Source organism: Bacillus sp. I-2, from assembly GCF_001974945.1.
GTDB lineage: Bacteria > Bacillota > Bacilli > Bacillales > Bacillaceae > Bacillus > Bacillus safensis.
Genome location: NZ_LZRW01000002.1, coordinates 31,969 through 48,057 on the forward strand (window position 1 = coordinate 31,969; position 16,089 = coordinate 48,057).

The following is a 16,089-nucleotide window of genomic DNA, read 5'->3' on the forward strand; positions in this document are numbered from 1 at the left end:
CTTTGTTTTGCCGCCCATCCCCTATCCCAGAGGGTGCATCGATAAAATCCATAATAAAACTGGTAATGTCACGATACTTAAAACAGTACTGAGAAATGTCGTGCTTGAGACAAACTCAGGCTTCGTTCGGAATTGTACAGCCATCAGCGTGGTATTTGCTGCTGTCGGCATGGCTGCAACTAAGATCATAATTTGTTTCACCAAATCGTCTACCGGTAAAATGAGCGTAAAACCAAATGCGATGAGTGGTGAGATAAACAGCTTCAGCAATACAGCATAAGAAATATTTCGATAATCCACTTGCTTAAAAGAAATGACGGCGAGCTGCATGCCTAAAATAAGCATAATCGTCGGTATGGCGGCATCCCCCACAAGCTGGACACCCGTCATCACCTCTTTAGGTAATGAAAGATCAATCAGCTGAAATAATAGACCGAGGAGTGCCCCATATGCCACCGGCATACGCAGCACTTTTTTCAGCACAACCTTTCCATCTCCTGCATCCTCTCCGCCCTTTGCTGCATAATACATACCGATTGTACTCATGACAAGCTGCTGCAGTACCATTAAGACGATGGCAATATCTAAACCTGCTGCTCCGAAGACAAGCAGGACAACGGGCGTGCCGTAATTCCCATTGTTCATAAATGCTGACGACAGAATCATGGCACAATACATTTCCTTCGAATAACCATAAATACGAGATAAAATAAAGACACATAAAACAAGTGAAAGACAAAGTCCGATGACAAAAATAGATAGGTACACATAGTCCATCGATACTTTGTTTTGATAAAAGGTTTCAAACGCAAGAAATGGTGACATTAAATATAAAGACATTGATGAGAGCGTATGTATGTCAAAACCAATGGCCTTCTGCCCAATATACCCGATAAGGAAAATACCGAACACTGGCAGTAAGACAAGTAAAAACTCCATGCTGCACCTACTTTTCTCTAGATGAATTCCTATTCTTCCTCATAATCATACCACTGTTAAACAATAAAAAAGAAGCACCCTTATGAAAGGCCGCTTCTCTCCTCATCCAAATAGAACACTTCCCACAAATGACCATCAAGATCCTGAAAGCTCCAACCGTACATGAACCCATGATCCTGCTTTTCCTTAAACGGTGACCCGCCTGCTGCCATCGCCTGCTCGACAAGCTCATCGACCTCTTTTCGTGAATCAACCCGCATAGAGACAATGACCTCTGATCCCTGCCTTGCATCCACCAATTGTTTTTCTGAGATGGTTTGAAAATGCTTATGGGTTAACAGCATGACCGTAATGGTGTCACCAATGACCAAACAAGCTGCCTGATCATTCGTCAGCTGCTCTTGAAACTCAAAACCCAGCTGCTCAAAAAAAGCCTTTGATTCCTTGACATGCTTTACCGGCAAATTGATATATAAATGTTTAGCTTGTCGTCCCATGTTCCTCTCCTTTTTGAACACATGATCTCCTTTCAGTATATTCAGATTTTGCTCCGGCATCCCTTTATCACATAAAAAAATAAGCTCTCCATCTTATGTAGGCAAAAAATGATGATGAATCTTGAACAGGTAGCAGCGCTCGTGCCTCTACTATGTCTCTTAAAAAATGTCAACAAAAAGAAGCGCCTTGTGACAGGCGCTTCTTTTCAGCGTGATAGAAAACCTTTGCAGTCTAGGAAGATCGAGCACCGGAGCGGAGCGAATGAAACATTCATGAGCACTGGAGCGCAGACCTGACACCGAATGCGAGGGTTTGTCTGCGCGCTGAAGCGCCTTGTGACAGGCGCTTCCTTTCATTATTTCTTATATTCAATATGGTACACGTCTCTTCTTCGGTCCTTGAGCTGACGTACCGTTCCATCTTGCCGCTGTCTTCTTAAAATTTCTAAATCGACATCGCCAACGACAACCATTTCTATATTCGGATTACACTCACCTACAATCCCATCTCTTGCAAATTCAAAGTCTGATGGGGCAAAGATCGCTGATTGTGCATATTGGACATCCATATTTTCGGTTTGCGGAAGGTTTCCGACTGTTCCTGAGATAACGGTATAAATCTGATTTTCAACCGCTCTAGCCTGTGCACAGTAACGCACTCTTAAATAGCCTTGGCGGTCTTCTGTACAAAACGGAGTAAAAATAATTTTCGCTCCTTTATCAGCTGCAATCCGAGCAAGCTCAGGAAATTCAATATCGTAGCAAATTTGGATCGCAATTTTACCGCAGTCTGTATCAAATACCCGAACTTGATCACCTGCTGAAATCCCCCACCATTTTCTTTCATTCGGTGTGATATGGAGCTTATATTGCTTTTCAATTGTTCCATCACGTCTAAATAAATAAGCGATATTGTAGATTTTCCCTTCCTCTTCAACGAAATGGGATCCGCCGATGATGTTAATGTTGTACTTCACAGAAAGGTCTGTGAACAAATTAATGTAATCCTCGGTATATTCTGTGATCCTTTGTACTGCAAGACTTGGGGAGCGCTCCTCTAAGTAAGACATGAGCTGCGTTGTAAAAATTTCTGGGAATACGGCAAAGTCAGCTGACGCATCTGATGCGACATCAACATAATACTCCACCTGATTCATGAATTCCTCGAAGGAATGAATTTGTTTCATCGCATATTGAATGACGCAAATACGAACTGGGAATGCCGATTTATAATATCTCTTCGATTGCGGACGATAATCGACGTTGTTCCATTCCATTAACGTCGCATATGTGCTCGATGCCTTATCATCCGGCAAGTAATTCGGATTGATCCGCATGAGGCTAAACTCATTTAACAGCTGAAAAGATAAAACAGGATCATAAATTTGGTGAAGCATGACCTGCTCCACATATTGACGAGGCGTCATTTCCTCTTGGTATTTATGATAATTCGGGATGCGTCCGCCAATGATGATGCTTTTTAAATTTAATCTTCTCGCTAAGTCTTTTCTTGCTTCATATAAACGATGGCCAATTTTCATGCGGCGGTACTCAGGACTAACCATCACTTCAATTCCGTACATATTCATCCCATCTGGATTATGGTTTGTGATGTACCCATCATCTGTGATGTCCTGCCAAGTATGACGGTCATCGTATTCATCAAAGTTAATTAATAAACTTGAACAAGAGCCAATGATTTCTCCCTCAAATTCAGCACAAAACTGACCTTCTGGGAAATGCTCAAGATGGCTTTCAAGGTGCTCTCGTTTCCAAGGGTCCATGCCCGGAAAGCATACCTCCTGCAAGGCGATGATTCGGTCAATATCTTCTTCTCGGATATTACGGATCACCATTCTTTTTTCAAACCGCGTTAAATCGAGTTTTTCTGCCATGATGTTTTTGCCCCCTTACTGATCCTCTTTTTCAAGCTGATGGAATAGCTGGAGCAATTCGATTTCAGCCATGGATTCTAATCTGACATCATATTCTTCAAACTGCAGCGTGCTCGTCACTTTGTTTGGGACGATGACGCATTTCATGCCTGCGCGTTTGGCAGCAATTGATCCATTCACTGAATCCTCAAATGCCACACAATCCTTTGGCTCTACACCTAAGCAGCTTGCGGTTTGCAAATAAAGCTCTGGATGAGGTTTGACTTCTTCCACATCATCTGACGTGCGGATACATTCAAAATAATCGAAAAGACCAATTTGCTTCAGGTGATCAGACACCCATTTATAGTCTGAGCTGGAAGCAAGTCCAATCTTGATCCCAAGCTCCTTCGCTGCCTGTAAATAAGCTTCTACGCCAGGTCGTGCTGATTCATCCTTCATTCTCTTTTGAAAACGAGAACGCCGGTCCGCTGTGAGTGCCTCATGATCGAGCGTCTTTCCTAGCTGCTTTTCTAAGTATTCAAAAGGCTTAAAGCCTGCCTGCGTCCCAATGACGTTGCCCCATACAGAAAGAGGCAGCTCCGACTCATGCTCTGCAAACATTTCTTGTAAAACTTCATATTCATGTGTTTCTGTATCTAAAATTAATCCGTCAAAATCAAATATAATCGCCTTTACCAACGAGGCCACTCCTTTTTTTACGAAAGTCTTTAATATGATACTCAATGCTATCATATCGTGAATAAAATTGACTTTCAAAGATGAATGTCTGCTAAAATCATTATGTATAAAAGGAGCCTGTACCATTTTGTCAGGCTCCTACCCGTGTTCGGTTTATTCTGCAAGAGGTCCAAGCGCTCCGATTCGTGGAGAAATAGGCAATGTTGAAAAAGAGCGGGTTTGGTATTACAGATCTTAAGGTTTCTCCGTTCCCTTAAAAATAGTATGTGCGGCAGCCTTGTAAGTTAACAAGGAAGTTCACACCAACTTTTACGCATTTTGAAGACGGCGGCTGGCAAAATCGTCTAAATCAAACGGAAAAGAAAAGCCGCATGCATTGACCTGATCACGATTTCGCTCGAATAGCTCACGATCACGCTTTGTAATATGGCGTTTAGGTTTTACAATAATGGTATGTAATAGCTGAAGTCCCGATAAAATACGAAAAGCATCGTCCATCGTTCCGTTATAAACCCCTTCAACAAAGGTCAGCGGGCGTTCTTGTTGACGCGCAGCTGGGTTTTCACCGACAGCATGGGATAGAAGATCTTCAACATCCTTTGATATTTCTTCAATTGCCTGCTCTTGCATGTCTGTCGCAGCTTTCATTATTCTCACGTGGCATCTACCTCTCTGTCGTTATTTCTCCATTCAGAATAGCACAGAAAAAAAGGCGTTCGCCAAGGTAAGTGTTTCCTATATATACCCAAAGAAAGGAACGGATATCATGAACATTAACGGACACACGCTCTCGCTAAAAGCAGGTGAGCACGATCATGACACTTCACTGAGTCAGTTTTTAAAAACAGCCGTGTCGGCCTCAAAACCGATTATCCATTTTTGGATGGAGCATCAAAAAATACGTTTAAATCAAAAGCCTGCCCATCACGCGGCAAAAGTCAGTACAGGCGATCACATCCTGATCGATTTATTTGAAACGGAAGAAAGTGATGTGACGCCAGAATATGGTGAATTAGAGGTGCTCTTTGAGGACGAGCACTTATTGATTGTACAAAAGCCCGCTGGACGACCAACGCATCCGAATGAAAAGGGACAAACAGGCACACTAGCAAACCTTGTGGCCTTTCATTTTCAAGCAAATGGCGAGGAAAAGCGAGTGAGACATATTCACAGACTCGATCAAGACACAAGCGGCACGGTCATTTTTGCCAAACACAGATTAGCTCATGCTGTGCTTGATCAAATGCTTTCTAAAAAAACGATCAGCCGAACCTACATCGCTATCGCAGAAGGACTTTTCAAGAAAAAGAAAGGAACTATCGAGGCAGCGATCGGCCGTGACAAGCATCATGCCGTCAGACGCAGAATCTCTCCTACTGGTCAAAGTGCTGTCACTCACTTTCAGGTTATGGACATCAATAAACGCCTGCAAATGACAGCTGTTAAGCTGCAACTTGAGACGGGAAGAACACATCAAATTCGTGTCCATCTTAGCAGTCTCGGGCATCCTTTAGCCGGGGATTCACTTTATGGCGGCGCTCGCGCTTATATCAACAGATGCGCTCTTCACGCCAAACAAGTAGACATGACACATCCTTTTACAGGTGAGCAACTGAGCATAGAAGCACCGCTTCCACTAGATATGGCTCAGCTCATGGACGAGATCATTCATTAAAAAAGAGCCTGCTTTTGATAAGCAGGCTCTTTCTTCATTAGCCAGATGCTCTTTTGGCATAAATAATGTACCGCTCTGGTGCATTGCCGACGAAATGAAATGGATAGCATGTCGTTAACAACAGCTCTTCCTTTTTATTCTGCAAAGTAATAATGGATGTATCATGCTGATCCACGATTTTCGTATGTGTGATTTTATAAACAAACTCACCATACGGCACAGTGATTTTCAGCTGATCGCCAATATTCAATTCACCTGTTCGACGAAATACCGTGTCACGATGGCCAGATAGGACGATTTGTCCCTTTTGATCAGGGTAATAACTGCCTTTGTAATGCCCGACTCCTTTGGCAAGATCATCCGCATCTGTCCCTTCGACAATGGGAAGGTCTGCTTTTAATTTCGGAATCGTCAGAATGCCAGAGGCTTTCCCCACTTCAGGAGAAAACTGCTTCTTTGATATCCTTTGATCGTCCGCTACCGCTTTCTTCGCGTCTTCTAATGATTGTGCTGTTTGAAGGTGCGTAGAGGCGATTTGCCAAATTCCCCAGCCTAGCAAGACAATTCCTGCTGTCATCACAGTAAGTGCAAGCCACTTTTTCATGCTTAAACTCCTTTACCTGTTACATTCCTCTTAGATGATACGCTCTTTAGCTTGCTGCTTTTTCTTCTTGTTTTGCTTTTTGAATGCGTCCCTCTTTTTGATACACAATGGAAGCTCCTTCAAAGCTCTTCACAAAAGCGACAGTGGCTTCTAAATCCTCTGGACCTGTTTCAGGATTTTTCCCCAGCCTTCCTATCGGTGCATACTTACTGCCAGTTGCAGTTGCCATAAAGTTATTCACCGTGAGTGTATATGTTTGATCGAGCGCAACGTTTGATCCATCTGGCAGCTTTAAGTCGACTACTTTATATGTTACCGGATCATAGGAATATGAAAAGCCCGAAATGCTATAATCTGGTCCAAATTGAGGAGAAATTTGCGCTTCAATGATCTCAGCCAAGTCTTTCCCTTTAATCTCAAGTTTAACTAAGACGTTGCCAAAAGGCTGAATATTAAACAGATCTCCCCACGTAATCGGCCCTTTTTCAAGGTTTTGCCTGATGCCGCCGCCATTCATCATGGCAAAATCACTTTTCATAGAATACCTCATACCATCAGCAATCAAATTACCGAGCGGCGTGTCTCCATCATTTGAATAGCCGCCTTCCATTTTGACACCAGCTTCTCCAACTACCTCACTAATAATCGGCTCAACTTCTTTCCCGTAATGAGCCAAGATGCCGGCTGCTTCCTTGTCCTTTTCAATACCAGACTGGTCTACATACTGGATAGTTGCACTCTTTTTGACAATATCCTTCGTTTTGCGGTCAAGTGTTGCATTGACCTCGCCAATGGCCTTCCCATATTCAAAGGCTTGAACAATTAATTTCCCATTGACCTCTCCGTTTACCACTTCGTGATTATGCCCCGCAAAGATGACATCAATTTCATCATCGCCTTCTTTGGCCAGCTTCGCACTTTCTCCAGTGATGGTATCTCCATTTTGAGAGGCCGTCATATGAGCTAAGATCGCAATGGCTTTGATCCCTTTTTGTTTTAATTCCTTCGCGGCTTCATTTACGGCTTTGACTTCATCTGTAAACTGAATGTCTTTAATCCCTTCTGGCATCACCATTCCTGCGGCTGACTTTGTCACAACACCGATAAATGCTACAGGAATTCCCTCGACATCCATGATTTCATAAGCAGGTAAAAGGGGTTTACCTGTATCCTTGTATTCACAGTTTGCACAAACAAGCGGAAAATTCTGTCCGTCATATCCCTTTGTGCCTTTAGGATGATCTCCGCCATTTATGATACGTAATAGCTCGTCCACCCCTTCATCAAATTCATGGTTGCCGACCGTGCCAACATCAAAGCCTATGTTCTCCATGAGTTCAACCGTTGGTTCATCCTGCAGAAGCGACGATATTGGAGAGCTGCCGCCAATCATATCTCCGGCGTGGACTGTGATCGTATTTTTGTGGGCTGCTTGTTTTTGTTTCATATAAGCCGCCACATAATCCATCCGTCCATACGTTCCTTTGTTGCCATCACCTTTTAGATCCAGCTCGTATTGTTGATCAATTTTTCCGTGTAAATCATTCATGCTTAAAATGGTTAATGGGACTTCCCCAGCTTTCTCTGCCGGCTGATAGCCAGCCCGTTCTGCTTCTTCTTTTGAAGCAAAAAAGATGCGTTTATCTACAGCGATTTCTTTCCAGCTGCCAGGCGATACGTACGTTTTCGCTGATGAATCACCAACGTAGCGTGTCAGTCCTTTTTTCTGTTCACGTGCCCTAAATTCAAACGGCTGTTCCAGCAGCGGGTCCGCTTCGTTCCATATGCCCAGCCCTTTTTGTTTTGCCTCTTTGACAGCTTTTTGGAACATCTGATAGTCCTTTTCATCTCCAACCGGCCAGATGAAATACGTAGGGGCATATCCTTTTTTCACAAGCTCTAAATTCGTATTGACCCCTTTTTTGGTTTTCACTTGAGCTAAAAGACGTCCATAGCCGTCCTTCGCTTCAGGACCAATCTTTAATGTGACTTTATCTCCGCTTGAAAGAAGCGTATTTAAATAGTCGGCCGCCTTCTGTCCAAAACGCAGCTGGTTTTGATCTAATTCATTTTTTGGCTTATGGTACGTTTCCGGCGTGTCCATATTCACAAAACGCACCTTTGTTGTACCAAGCACAGGCTTCTTTAAATGAATCGTATCTCCATCTACCACCCGGTCAACCGTTGCCTCGTATTCTTTCTTCATTTTTGGCGGCTTTGGCTGGCGTTTCAGCAGACTGACATCACCCTTGTGTCTTGGAAGCACCTGCAGCGTATCATATCTGCTTAACACTCCTGTAAACTCATACCATTTCCCTGTCTTTACTTCATCAATGGCACTTGTATCCACCATCACTCTAAGGATGGTGCTGTGATATTTTTTATCAATGATCACGACATTGTATCCTCCGCCAGCCGGCTGCTCTGGTTTTGATTCAACATAGCCTTTGACCTTCACAAGTTTTCCTTCATGTTTACGTGCCTGATCCGTTTCTAGTTGTTTCACGGAGACTCGCTTCGGCTTTGGCAAAGTTTGATTCACACCATCGATCTTCAGACGGTCTCGATCCGGCACAATTTCAATCAGTCCTTTATAAGACGTGATCTTCCCCGTTACTGTCACCTTCATGCCTGCTTTTAGTTCTGGGAAATTGTTGGGCTGTGCTGAATAAATATTGATTCCAGCTGATTTGTCTTGAATGTACGTTGACAGTTTCCCATTGCCTATAGCCGATTGGTCTGCTGTCACAATTCCACTCACCGTCACCGTCTCTCCGATCAGTTGACGGGCTTTCTTGATTTTCATTGACTTCTTTTGGTTCCAAACCGTTTCCTTCTTTTCAGACGCAATGGCTTGTTCTGCTGTGATCATGCTAGGCAGTAAGGATTGCAGACTAAAGATCACTAAAACCAGACAGCAGATCATTCGAATGGATCGAACACGTTTCATTAGACCCTCCCCTTCCGAGCTTTATCTCTCATAGTGTACTAAGTAAATATTGATGGTAGATGGATTTCTTGTAAATCTTATGTCTGTCAGCTCATTGGAAACGTAATAATCACTCGTGTCCCCTCAAAGCTTTTGCTTTCAAAACGAATGCTGCCGCCATGGCTTTCAATAATTTTAATCGTCATCATTAAACCAAGGCCAGTCCCTTTTTCTTTCGTTGTATAAAAAGGTTCACCCAGTTTCCCTATTTCGTCTTCTGGTATGCCCTTTCCTTGGTCTTCAAAGATCAGCATCATCTGATTATGTTCCAATACGGATGTGACTTGAATAACACCTGTCACACCATCCATCGCTTCAATACCGTTTTTAAGAATGTTTAAGAAAACTTGTTTCAGCTCATTCGGTATACCTTGAATGTTTGGCAGCGACGGAGACAAATTCTTCTGAATAGACACGCCTTTTAAAACCGCCTGTGATTCAACGACCATGATCACTTCTTCGAGCAGAAGATTGACATGTACCGGCTCAAATTTCACCGATTTGCTTCTAGAGAGCACAAGGAATTCATTAATAATCGCTTCAAGCCGATTAAATTCAGACATCATCACATCTGCATAATCCTTCTGATATTTCTTACTTTGAATCATCAGCTGTAAAAATCCCTTTAACGACGTCAGCGGGTTCCGTATCTCATGGGCGATGCCGGCTGCAAGCTGACCAACTGCGGACAGCATCTCTGACTTCATCAGCATCTTCTCTGACTGCTTTTGATTGGTAATGTCCTCTGAAATCCGCATCACGGTTGACTGCATTTTGTCAGGATCATCAATTCGGTGTAAAGAGACCCTCTCCCATCGTTCACGGCCTGATAAATCCTGAAAGTACAGCTCACCAGTCCAGCTGCCTTCTTTTAAACAAACGTCCCATTGCTTTTCTAAATCATCACATTGACACAGCGAATGATAGACAGAAAAAATATCTTTGCCGATCAGGTCATATTCATGCTGCTGTACAAACTGGCAAAAACGCTGATTCACGCATTGGATGACCCCTTCCTCAGTTGCAACAACAATATGGATATGGCTATTATCCAGGGCTGTTATCGCTAGATGGAGTGACTGTTTGATTTTTGTCATTTCCGTCATTTTAATCCACGTCATCACCGCTCCCTCATGATCTTGGTCAAAGATAGGTGTGATGTGAACAGTGAATTGTTCTCCTTCATTCGTTTCAATTTCTCGTTCGATGACGCGCCTGTCCGAGATAACCGATTGTATGTCATGATAGAGCGTTTCCTGCGTAAGCTTCTTAGCCATCGCCTGAAAGGATTGCTGTTGCCTTATTTGAGCTGAAGTAAATAAAGAGGCGGCTGTAGGAGTGTAATAGCGAATATTCATGTCCCGGTCCACAAACAACGTCGCAAGCTGAGGCTTAACAGAAGGTCTATACAGTTCTTCCCTTGTTACCCTTAAGTTGTTTATGATATTAATAAAATGTTCATGTTTTTTCTCAAGCTCCGCTATTTGCGTGTTTTTCACTTTTAATTGAGCCCTTGCCTCCTGCTCCTTTTGTTTAATTTCATTGAGTTCATTTTCTAAATCGACAATACGCTGCTGATAAACTGAATTCTGATCTGGCATCCCTTTTTCCCTGCTGTTCTTTTGAATTTTCCCTCTCTCATTCATTCGAATGAGAATGACGTATACCCCTTTAAAACGGTGATCAAAACTCTTTACAATAAAATCCGCATACTGCTTTTTTCCTTTTTCCGAAATGAGGACATGCTGAAACACCAGCTCTGTCTCGTCTGTCCACACCTTTTGAAAGGTTTGACTCAACATCTCTTTCAAATAATCAGGTGTGACATATTCACATGATTGATCTGACACCTCTGCATGGTCTAAGAAGGAATAGGCCCCATTTGACATCGCCAGAATTTTGTCACAATCATTGATCACCATGCATGCGTCATATTCTTCGCTCACTTCTTCCATATATTGTGCAGCTCGCTTTTTTAACTCGGCATCACGAGCGTCATATACCCAAGGGACACTAGATGCAGGAACATTTGAATAGGTGTAAATGTTCCACTTTTCATTGAACAATTGAAACAATCGAGGAATATTAGGAACAGTTTCATTTGGCCCTAAGATTAACACCCCTTGATCTTTTAAAGCATATTGGAATCGGGATAATACTCGTTTTTGTACTTCTGGCTCAAAGTACATCAGAACATTTCGGCAACTGATAAAATCGAGGTGGATAAAAGGTGAATCAATCAATAAATTGTGAGGAGCAAAAACAATATGTTTTCTAAGCGACTGCTTCACAATAAAAGCGTCACCTTTTTTTTCGAAATATCGCGCCCGCCATTTTTCCGGTATGCTTGCCATAGACTCTATCGAGTAAAGACCTTTACTAGCTATTTGAATGGCTTTTCGGTTGATATCTGTCGCAAAGACTTGAAGTTCAATGGACACATCTCTTCGCTTCATTTCTTCTAAAAATAAAATCGTAAAAGAATAAGCTTCTTCCCCTGTCGAACATCCCGCAATCCAAATTCGGCATCGAGATTTCCCGTTGTTCATCGAATGGTCAATGATTGACGGGATCACCTTCTGTTCACATACTCGAAAAGCCTCCATATCTCTAAAGAAAGCAGTCGTGCCGCTTAGGAGCTGGGCATGCAGTCGGTCAAGCTCATCTGGTTCTCTTTCTAATAAACGATCGTACTCTGTTAATAATGACATCGGTTCGTTTGCAGTGCGCATGCGTTTTTGAATAACAGAAAGCAGCCTTTTCTTTTCATAGGTTGAAAAGGCAATCCCTTTATACATTTCGAGACGTTCAATGATTCTTAGTAAAGCTGGATCCGTCTCATCCACATACGGGACATTGATGATATTGGCCATATAAGCTGCAAGGGTGGATGGATTTTTGAATGTGTGATGATACATGCTGTCAAAACCACTCTCTACCTCACTGCATGATAAGGCTGTACCGCCTTGCTCAACCAACCGAAGCAATCCACTCCCCACACAATGACCTTTTTGAAAAAAGATCGCAAACGCTTCTTCTTTTTGAACACTGGCAAGTGACTTAAAAAGCGAGTCGACAGAGCATGCCTTGTTTGTTGGCAGCTGCTCTGATACATGAAGCCGATGATCTTCTGTTAACGTCACAGCCGCATGCTGCGGACAAAAATAGATGGTCTTCTTCATGACTTTCTCACCATGTTTAATCGTTTTTGCCCGGTAGCCAATCGGTAAAACAAGTGCTTCTAAATCTGTGATACAATCGCCTGTCACATGATTTTGCACAACAATAAAAGAGGCATTTAATTCAGGTGGCAACGATTGAAAAAAAGCCTCAAGATGATGCTGTTCAAACGGCGAAACACCGATGCCGATCACTGGTGCCTGCACATGTTCGTCTTCTATCAAACGATTAATGATTTTGTCCTGCATCTGGTACCCCCATGTTCATTCGTCTGATACTTTTTTTCGACAAAAAGAAAGAAAACCCTCTAATTGTAAATAATGTTTTTTGCATGAAAACGTGAAAACATCCTCACATTAAAACAGATTGTATAAACAAAAGGAGGAATCTCAATGCAAAACGATCAACAGCCAATGTTTCAAGGAAACGCTCAGCAGCCTGAACTCAACCATGGCGGGCATGAGTTATTCGATTTACATGAAATTTTAGCCGGCACGATTAATATTTTGGATCAATATATGATCCTGCGGCAATTTATTCAAGATCCTGCATTATCCGACATCCTGGATCGACAATATCAATTCGTTTTATCCCAGTACAATGTCACTGTAGATTGTTTTTCTACAGGCCAAAAGCCTAGTGAAGAAACCGCTACTTATATGATGAAAGAACACACACAAGTGACATACGGAATCAAACCTTCTCAGCCGAAGAAGCCGAATCAATCATTACAGGATGTAAAAGACTTAGGCATCACAGGACATATGCTCAGCCTAGTCAAATCACACGCTGGGTTACTTTCTATGTCCGCATTAGAAGTAACAAATCCTGTTGTCAGACGTGTGCTTGCTGCGCAGATTCCGAACTTTATCGAAATGGCCTATGAAATTTTCTTGTATCAAAACAAGCATGGCTACTATCAAGTTCCTCAGCTTTCCAAACAAGATATGACAGCCATGACGTCAGCTTTTGCACCGCTTCAGGGGCAGGTTCAAATGCCTTCTAGCAAGGCCGATCAACAAAAGCCTCTTCATTAAAAAAACGGCTGACCCCCTTCTCTGGTCAACCGTTTTTTCTTTGGTACATCACTTTAAACTGTTCTTCAAAATCTGTGAGCCTCTCCCCCGTCGCCTGTTCAAAGCCGCTAGCAAATTGGCCCGTTTTTGCAGTTTCCTCCATGATCTCATGTATGATGTCTCGTCCGTAAAGCTGCACCAGCTCATAGATTATATAGTAGCTTTGTAAATAGACATCTGTCTCATATGTCACCCGGGAGTTCTGCCAGTCTTGATCAGAATGAAGAGATTGAAAAGGAATCACGTCGAAGCGTTCAGACGTAGCATTTAACACGTCATAGGCCGTCCACTCTGCTGTTCCTTCGTGGAACCAAAGCGGAAAAATGCCTGGAGATACTTCATATGAATGGACCTTTTCATAGAAAACAAAATGAGCATACTCATGAATAAAAAGCGTATTGAAAAAGTATAAAGGCAGTGTCTCTTTCTTCAATAATGCTTCCCGTTTATCTGGATATAACCCAATCATTTGATCATGATCGGAGTAAAATCCCGTAATATGCTTGATACCAGCGATTTGTTCGATCGTCTCTTTATCATCAAAATAAATAACGTCTAAAGGTCTGTCAGCTTCAAATTGAAACACTGACGCTGTCCTCTTCTTTGCCTGTTTCATGGCCTCTATGGTCAGATCAACAAAAGCATCCTCTTCCTCTGCATAGTAGATTCGAATATGTTCATAGACTTGCTTATTGAGTCCCTCCGTGATAATCGTTTTAGGAGAAGACTGCTGCTCTAAATATTGTCCTGTCAGCTGAAACGCAACATAAATCAAGTACGCGGTGAAAGCATAAAAAATCAAACCTGCTGCAATCATCCCGCTTACAAGTTTCTTATGAATCAATGACGGCCCTGCTTTCATTTGCTCCCCACCTGAATTCATCCTGCACCCTCTTTCTCTCTCTATGAAGAAACAAAGATCAACAAGAGGTGATATATTTTTTACTTTATGCAGTCAGGTGCGCGAGGTGCGGTTCCAAACAAAAAAGCCGCATATGACATACGGCTTTTGTCGTAGCTATTTTGATTCAGGGAAGACACGTCTAACCGTTTCAGTAAATTCATCGAAAAATCCTGAAATTGGCTCTCCGCTTTTAATACGTTTTCCGTAACCTTGCATACGATCGACAAAGTCTGGATTAGCAGATACATACACGTTGTCGATTTGTTGATCCGTTGATTTGACTTTGTCTGAAATTTTCTTTTTCAGATCGTCCGTCACATCACCGCTTTTATTGCCTTCAAGTACAACGGCAACAAATGCATTTTTCCCTGTGACAAGCACGTTTGCTGTCTTCACTTCAGACATATTGGCTACAAGCTCTGACGCCTTATCTGCCACTTTGACCTTCTGAGGTGTTTGAACATCTTGCTGATCCTGTCTCATGTTGTCATTCTTATATGTGACATTTTCATACTGCCTTTTCATTGTTCCTCTACGCTCATCGCCTTGGTTGTTCATTCCACACCCAGCGGTGATTAATGTTGGCACGAGCAGTAAAGATAGCATCCATTTCTTATTCATCAATTATTCCCTCCTTTTGCTCATAGGTTTTTCATCCAGCCGGCTTTTTATGCACATATCCTCTCTTTCCGCAAAATGAATTCATAATTCAGCTGTGATTGGTCATCCTAAACTTGATGAAAGATCATCACGATCAAATGGAGGGATTCGTTTGTTTAAAAAAAGAAAAGGTATGAGCACTGGCGCAATGATCGCAGTATCAACAGCAATCATTGCATTATTCTCCCCGGTTTTACGAAGAAGACTGAAAAGCATGACACAAATGAATATGTCTTCAATGATGAAAGACGCAAACCATCAGCACCAAAACTCATCTCGCCATGAGTCCCACTCACATAAGGAATCAAAAGGAACAGGTGAAGTTGGCCAAATGATCAAGGAGGCATTCACAGCTGTCCAGCCAAATCAAACGAGCCAGCACCAATCACCATCAAGAACTCATCAGCCAAGAGAGTCTTATGCGCAATCTCTTCACATTGATGAAAGTGTGATGAATGTGATGGATGATGAATCGATCCAGCAAGTCATCAATGACATCGAGCACAAATAATAAAACAGGAGCCTTCATAAAAAGAGGCTCCTGTTTATTCTCCTGAAAAATGTTCTTTGACCATAAGACAAAAGGAAGGTAGAAATGTGATTTCGATAGTTGTGATGAAGTCGTCATGATGCTCTAATATCAGTAAAAGCTCCTTTTCTTCCTTTCGATCTTTTTTTATTTCTGCATGCTGCACTGTTTTAAAATCATATATTCCTAAAACGGATTCGGTCTTTTTTCGAACGACGTTTAAGCTAAACTCCTTCATAGCAAGCGACATGTTCACAACAAATCGCTCCTCCTGATTCTCGAACCGAAAAGTCAAATCTTGATATTCAACCGGCATTTCTTTTTCAAATCCGGCATCTGGCATTTTTTCAAAAAAAGAAAGCCAGTCCGTTTGATCTGGAAAGCGTTTTCCTCGCATTTTCTTCAATTCCTCATCATTAAAATTTTTATTAATTATCTTTTTTCCCCTTTTCTTTTGCAA

The 16,089-nt window shown here is 42.3% G+C and carries 14 protein-coding genes; 3 read left to right on the forward strand and 11 right to left on the reverse strand.

All coding sequences use genetic code 11. From position 1 onward, the window contains the following. Nucleotides 1-21: 21 nt before the first annotated feature. The 5 genes from BAE31_RS00815 to BAE31_RS00840 all read right to left on the reverse strand — a co-directional run bounded on the left by BAE31_RS00815 (nucleotide 22) and on the right by BAE31_RS00840 (nucleotide 4,669). On the reverse strand, nucleotides 22-939 hold the full coding sequence (locus tag BAE31_RS00815; protein WP_041109888.1) for an AEC family transporter: 918 nt from the start codon (nucleotides 937-939) through the stop codon (nucleotides 22-24). An 80-nt stretch (nucleotides 940-1,019) separates the two neighbouring features. Beyond that, nucleotides 1,020-1,436, reverse strand: coding sequence for a VOC family protein (locus tag BAE31_RS00820; protein ID WP_041109886.1), 417 nt, complete (start codon nucleotides 1,434-1,436; stop codon nucleotides 1,020-1,022). 356 nt (nucleotides 1,437-1,792) lie between these two features. Beyond that, entirely contained in the window at nucleotides 1,793-3,331 is a 1,539-nt protein-coding gene (locus BAE31_RS00830; protein ID WP_012009394.1) for a bifunctional GNAT family N-acetyltransferase/carbon-nitrogen hydrolase family protein, read from the reverse strand. A 15-nt stretch (nucleotides 3,332-3,346) separates the two neighbouring features. Then, nucleotides 3,347-4,012, reverse strand: coding sequence for an HAD family hydrolase (locus BAE31_RS00835; RefSeq protein WP_034282284.1), 666 nt, complete (start codon nucleotides 4,010-4,012; stop codon nucleotides 3,347-3,349). Nucleotides 4,013-4,321: 309 nt separating this feature from the next. After that, nucleotides 4,322-4,669: a DUF5365 family protein gene (locus BAE31_RS00840; RefSeq protein ID WP_041109882.1), complete on the reverse strand. Its 348-nt coding sequence runs from the start codon at nucleotides 4,667-4,669 to the stop codon at nucleotides 4,322-4,324. A gap of 109 nt (nucleotides 4,670-4,778) precedes the next feature. On the opposite strand from BAE31_RS00840, the gene BAE31_RS00845 reads away from it, so the two are divergent. Beyond that, the gene (locus BAE31_RS00845) at nucleotides 4,779-5,687 is read left to right on the forward strand and encodes an RluA family pseudouridine synthase (protein ID WP_041109880.1); all 909 of its coding nucleotides are present in this window, start codon (nucleotides 4,779-4,781) and stop codon (nucleotides 5,685-5,687) included. A gap of 37 nt (nucleotides 5,688-5,724) precedes the next feature. Here the strand turns inward: BAE31_RS00845 and BAE31_RS00850 are convergent, their stop codons facing one another. The 3 genes from BAE31_RS00850 to BAE31_RS00860 form a co-directional block, all read right to left on the reverse strand. Then, on the reverse strand, nucleotides 5,725-6,291 hold the full coding sequence (locus BAE31_RS00850; RefSeq protein ID WP_041109878.1) for a class D sortase: 567 nt from the start codon (nucleotides 6,289-6,291) through the stop codon (nucleotides 5,725-5,727). A 46-nt stretch (nucleotides 6,292-6,337) separates the two neighbouring features. Further along, nucleotides 6,338-9,241 (reverse strand): 5'-nucleotidase C-terminal domain-containing protein, encoded by a 2,904-nt coding sequence (locus BAE31_RS00855; protein WP_041109876.1) that lies wholly within the window; start codon nucleotides 9,239-9,241, stop codon nucleotides 6,338-6,340. A gap of 86 nt (nucleotides 9,242-9,327) precedes the next feature. After that, the gene (locus BAE31_RS00860) at nucleotides 9,328-12,708 is read right to left on the reverse strand and encodes a CheR family methyltransferase (RefSeq protein WP_076839158.1); all 3,381 of its coding nucleotides are present in this window, start codon (nucleotides 12,706-12,708) and stop codon (nucleotides 9,328-9,330) included. A gap of 144 nt (nucleotides 12,709-12,852) precedes the next feature. Between BAE31_RS00860 and BAE31_RS00865 the strand changes: the two genes are divergently transcribed. Then, nucleotides 12,853-13,497, forward strand: coding sequence for a spore coat protein (locus tag BAE31_RS00865; protein ID WP_041109872.1), 645 nt, complete (start codon nucleotides 12,853-12,855; stop codon nucleotides 13,495-13,497). A 25-nt stretch (nucleotides 13,498-13,522) separates the two neighbouring features. Here BAE31_RS00865 and BAE31_RS00870 read toward each other — a convergent pair whose 3' ends face one another. Both BAE31_RS00870 and BAE31_RS00875 read right to left on the reverse strand, forming a co-directional pair. After that, entirely contained in the window at nucleotides 13,523-14,398 is an 876-nt protein-coding gene (locus BAE31_RS00870) for a hypothetical protein (RefSeq protein WP_041110182.1), read from the reverse strand. Between the two features lie 156 nt (nucleotides 14,399-14,554). Further along, a complete protein-coding gene (locus BAE31_RS00875; RefSeq protein ID WP_029707565.1) occupies nucleotides 14,555-15,061 on the reverse strand; it encodes a YhcN/YlaJ family sporulation lipoprotein in 507 nt (168 codons plus the stop codon). 151 nt (nucleotides 15,062-15,212) lie between these two features. Here BAE31_RS00875 and BAE31_RS00880 point away from each other — a divergent pair, with 151 nt between their 5' ends. Beyond that, nucleotides 15,213-15,611 carry a spore coat protein gene (locus tag BAE31_RS00880; RefSeq protein ID WP_076839160.1) on the forward strand — a complete coding sequence of 133 codons (399 nt, stop codon included), beginning with the start codon at nucleotides 15,213-15,215 and terminating at the stop codon, nucleotides 15,609-15,611. Between the two features lie 34 nt (nucleotides 15,612-15,645). Here BAE31_RS00880 and BAE31_RS00885 read toward each other — a convergent pair whose 3' ends face one another. Then, complete coding sequence (locus BAE31_RS00885; RefSeq protein ID WP_076839161.1) at nucleotides 15,646-16,026, reverse strand: hypothetical protein; 381 nt, start codon at nucleotides 16,024-16,026, stop codon at nucleotides 15,646-15,648. Nucleotides 16,027-16,089: the final 63 nt, after the last annotated feature.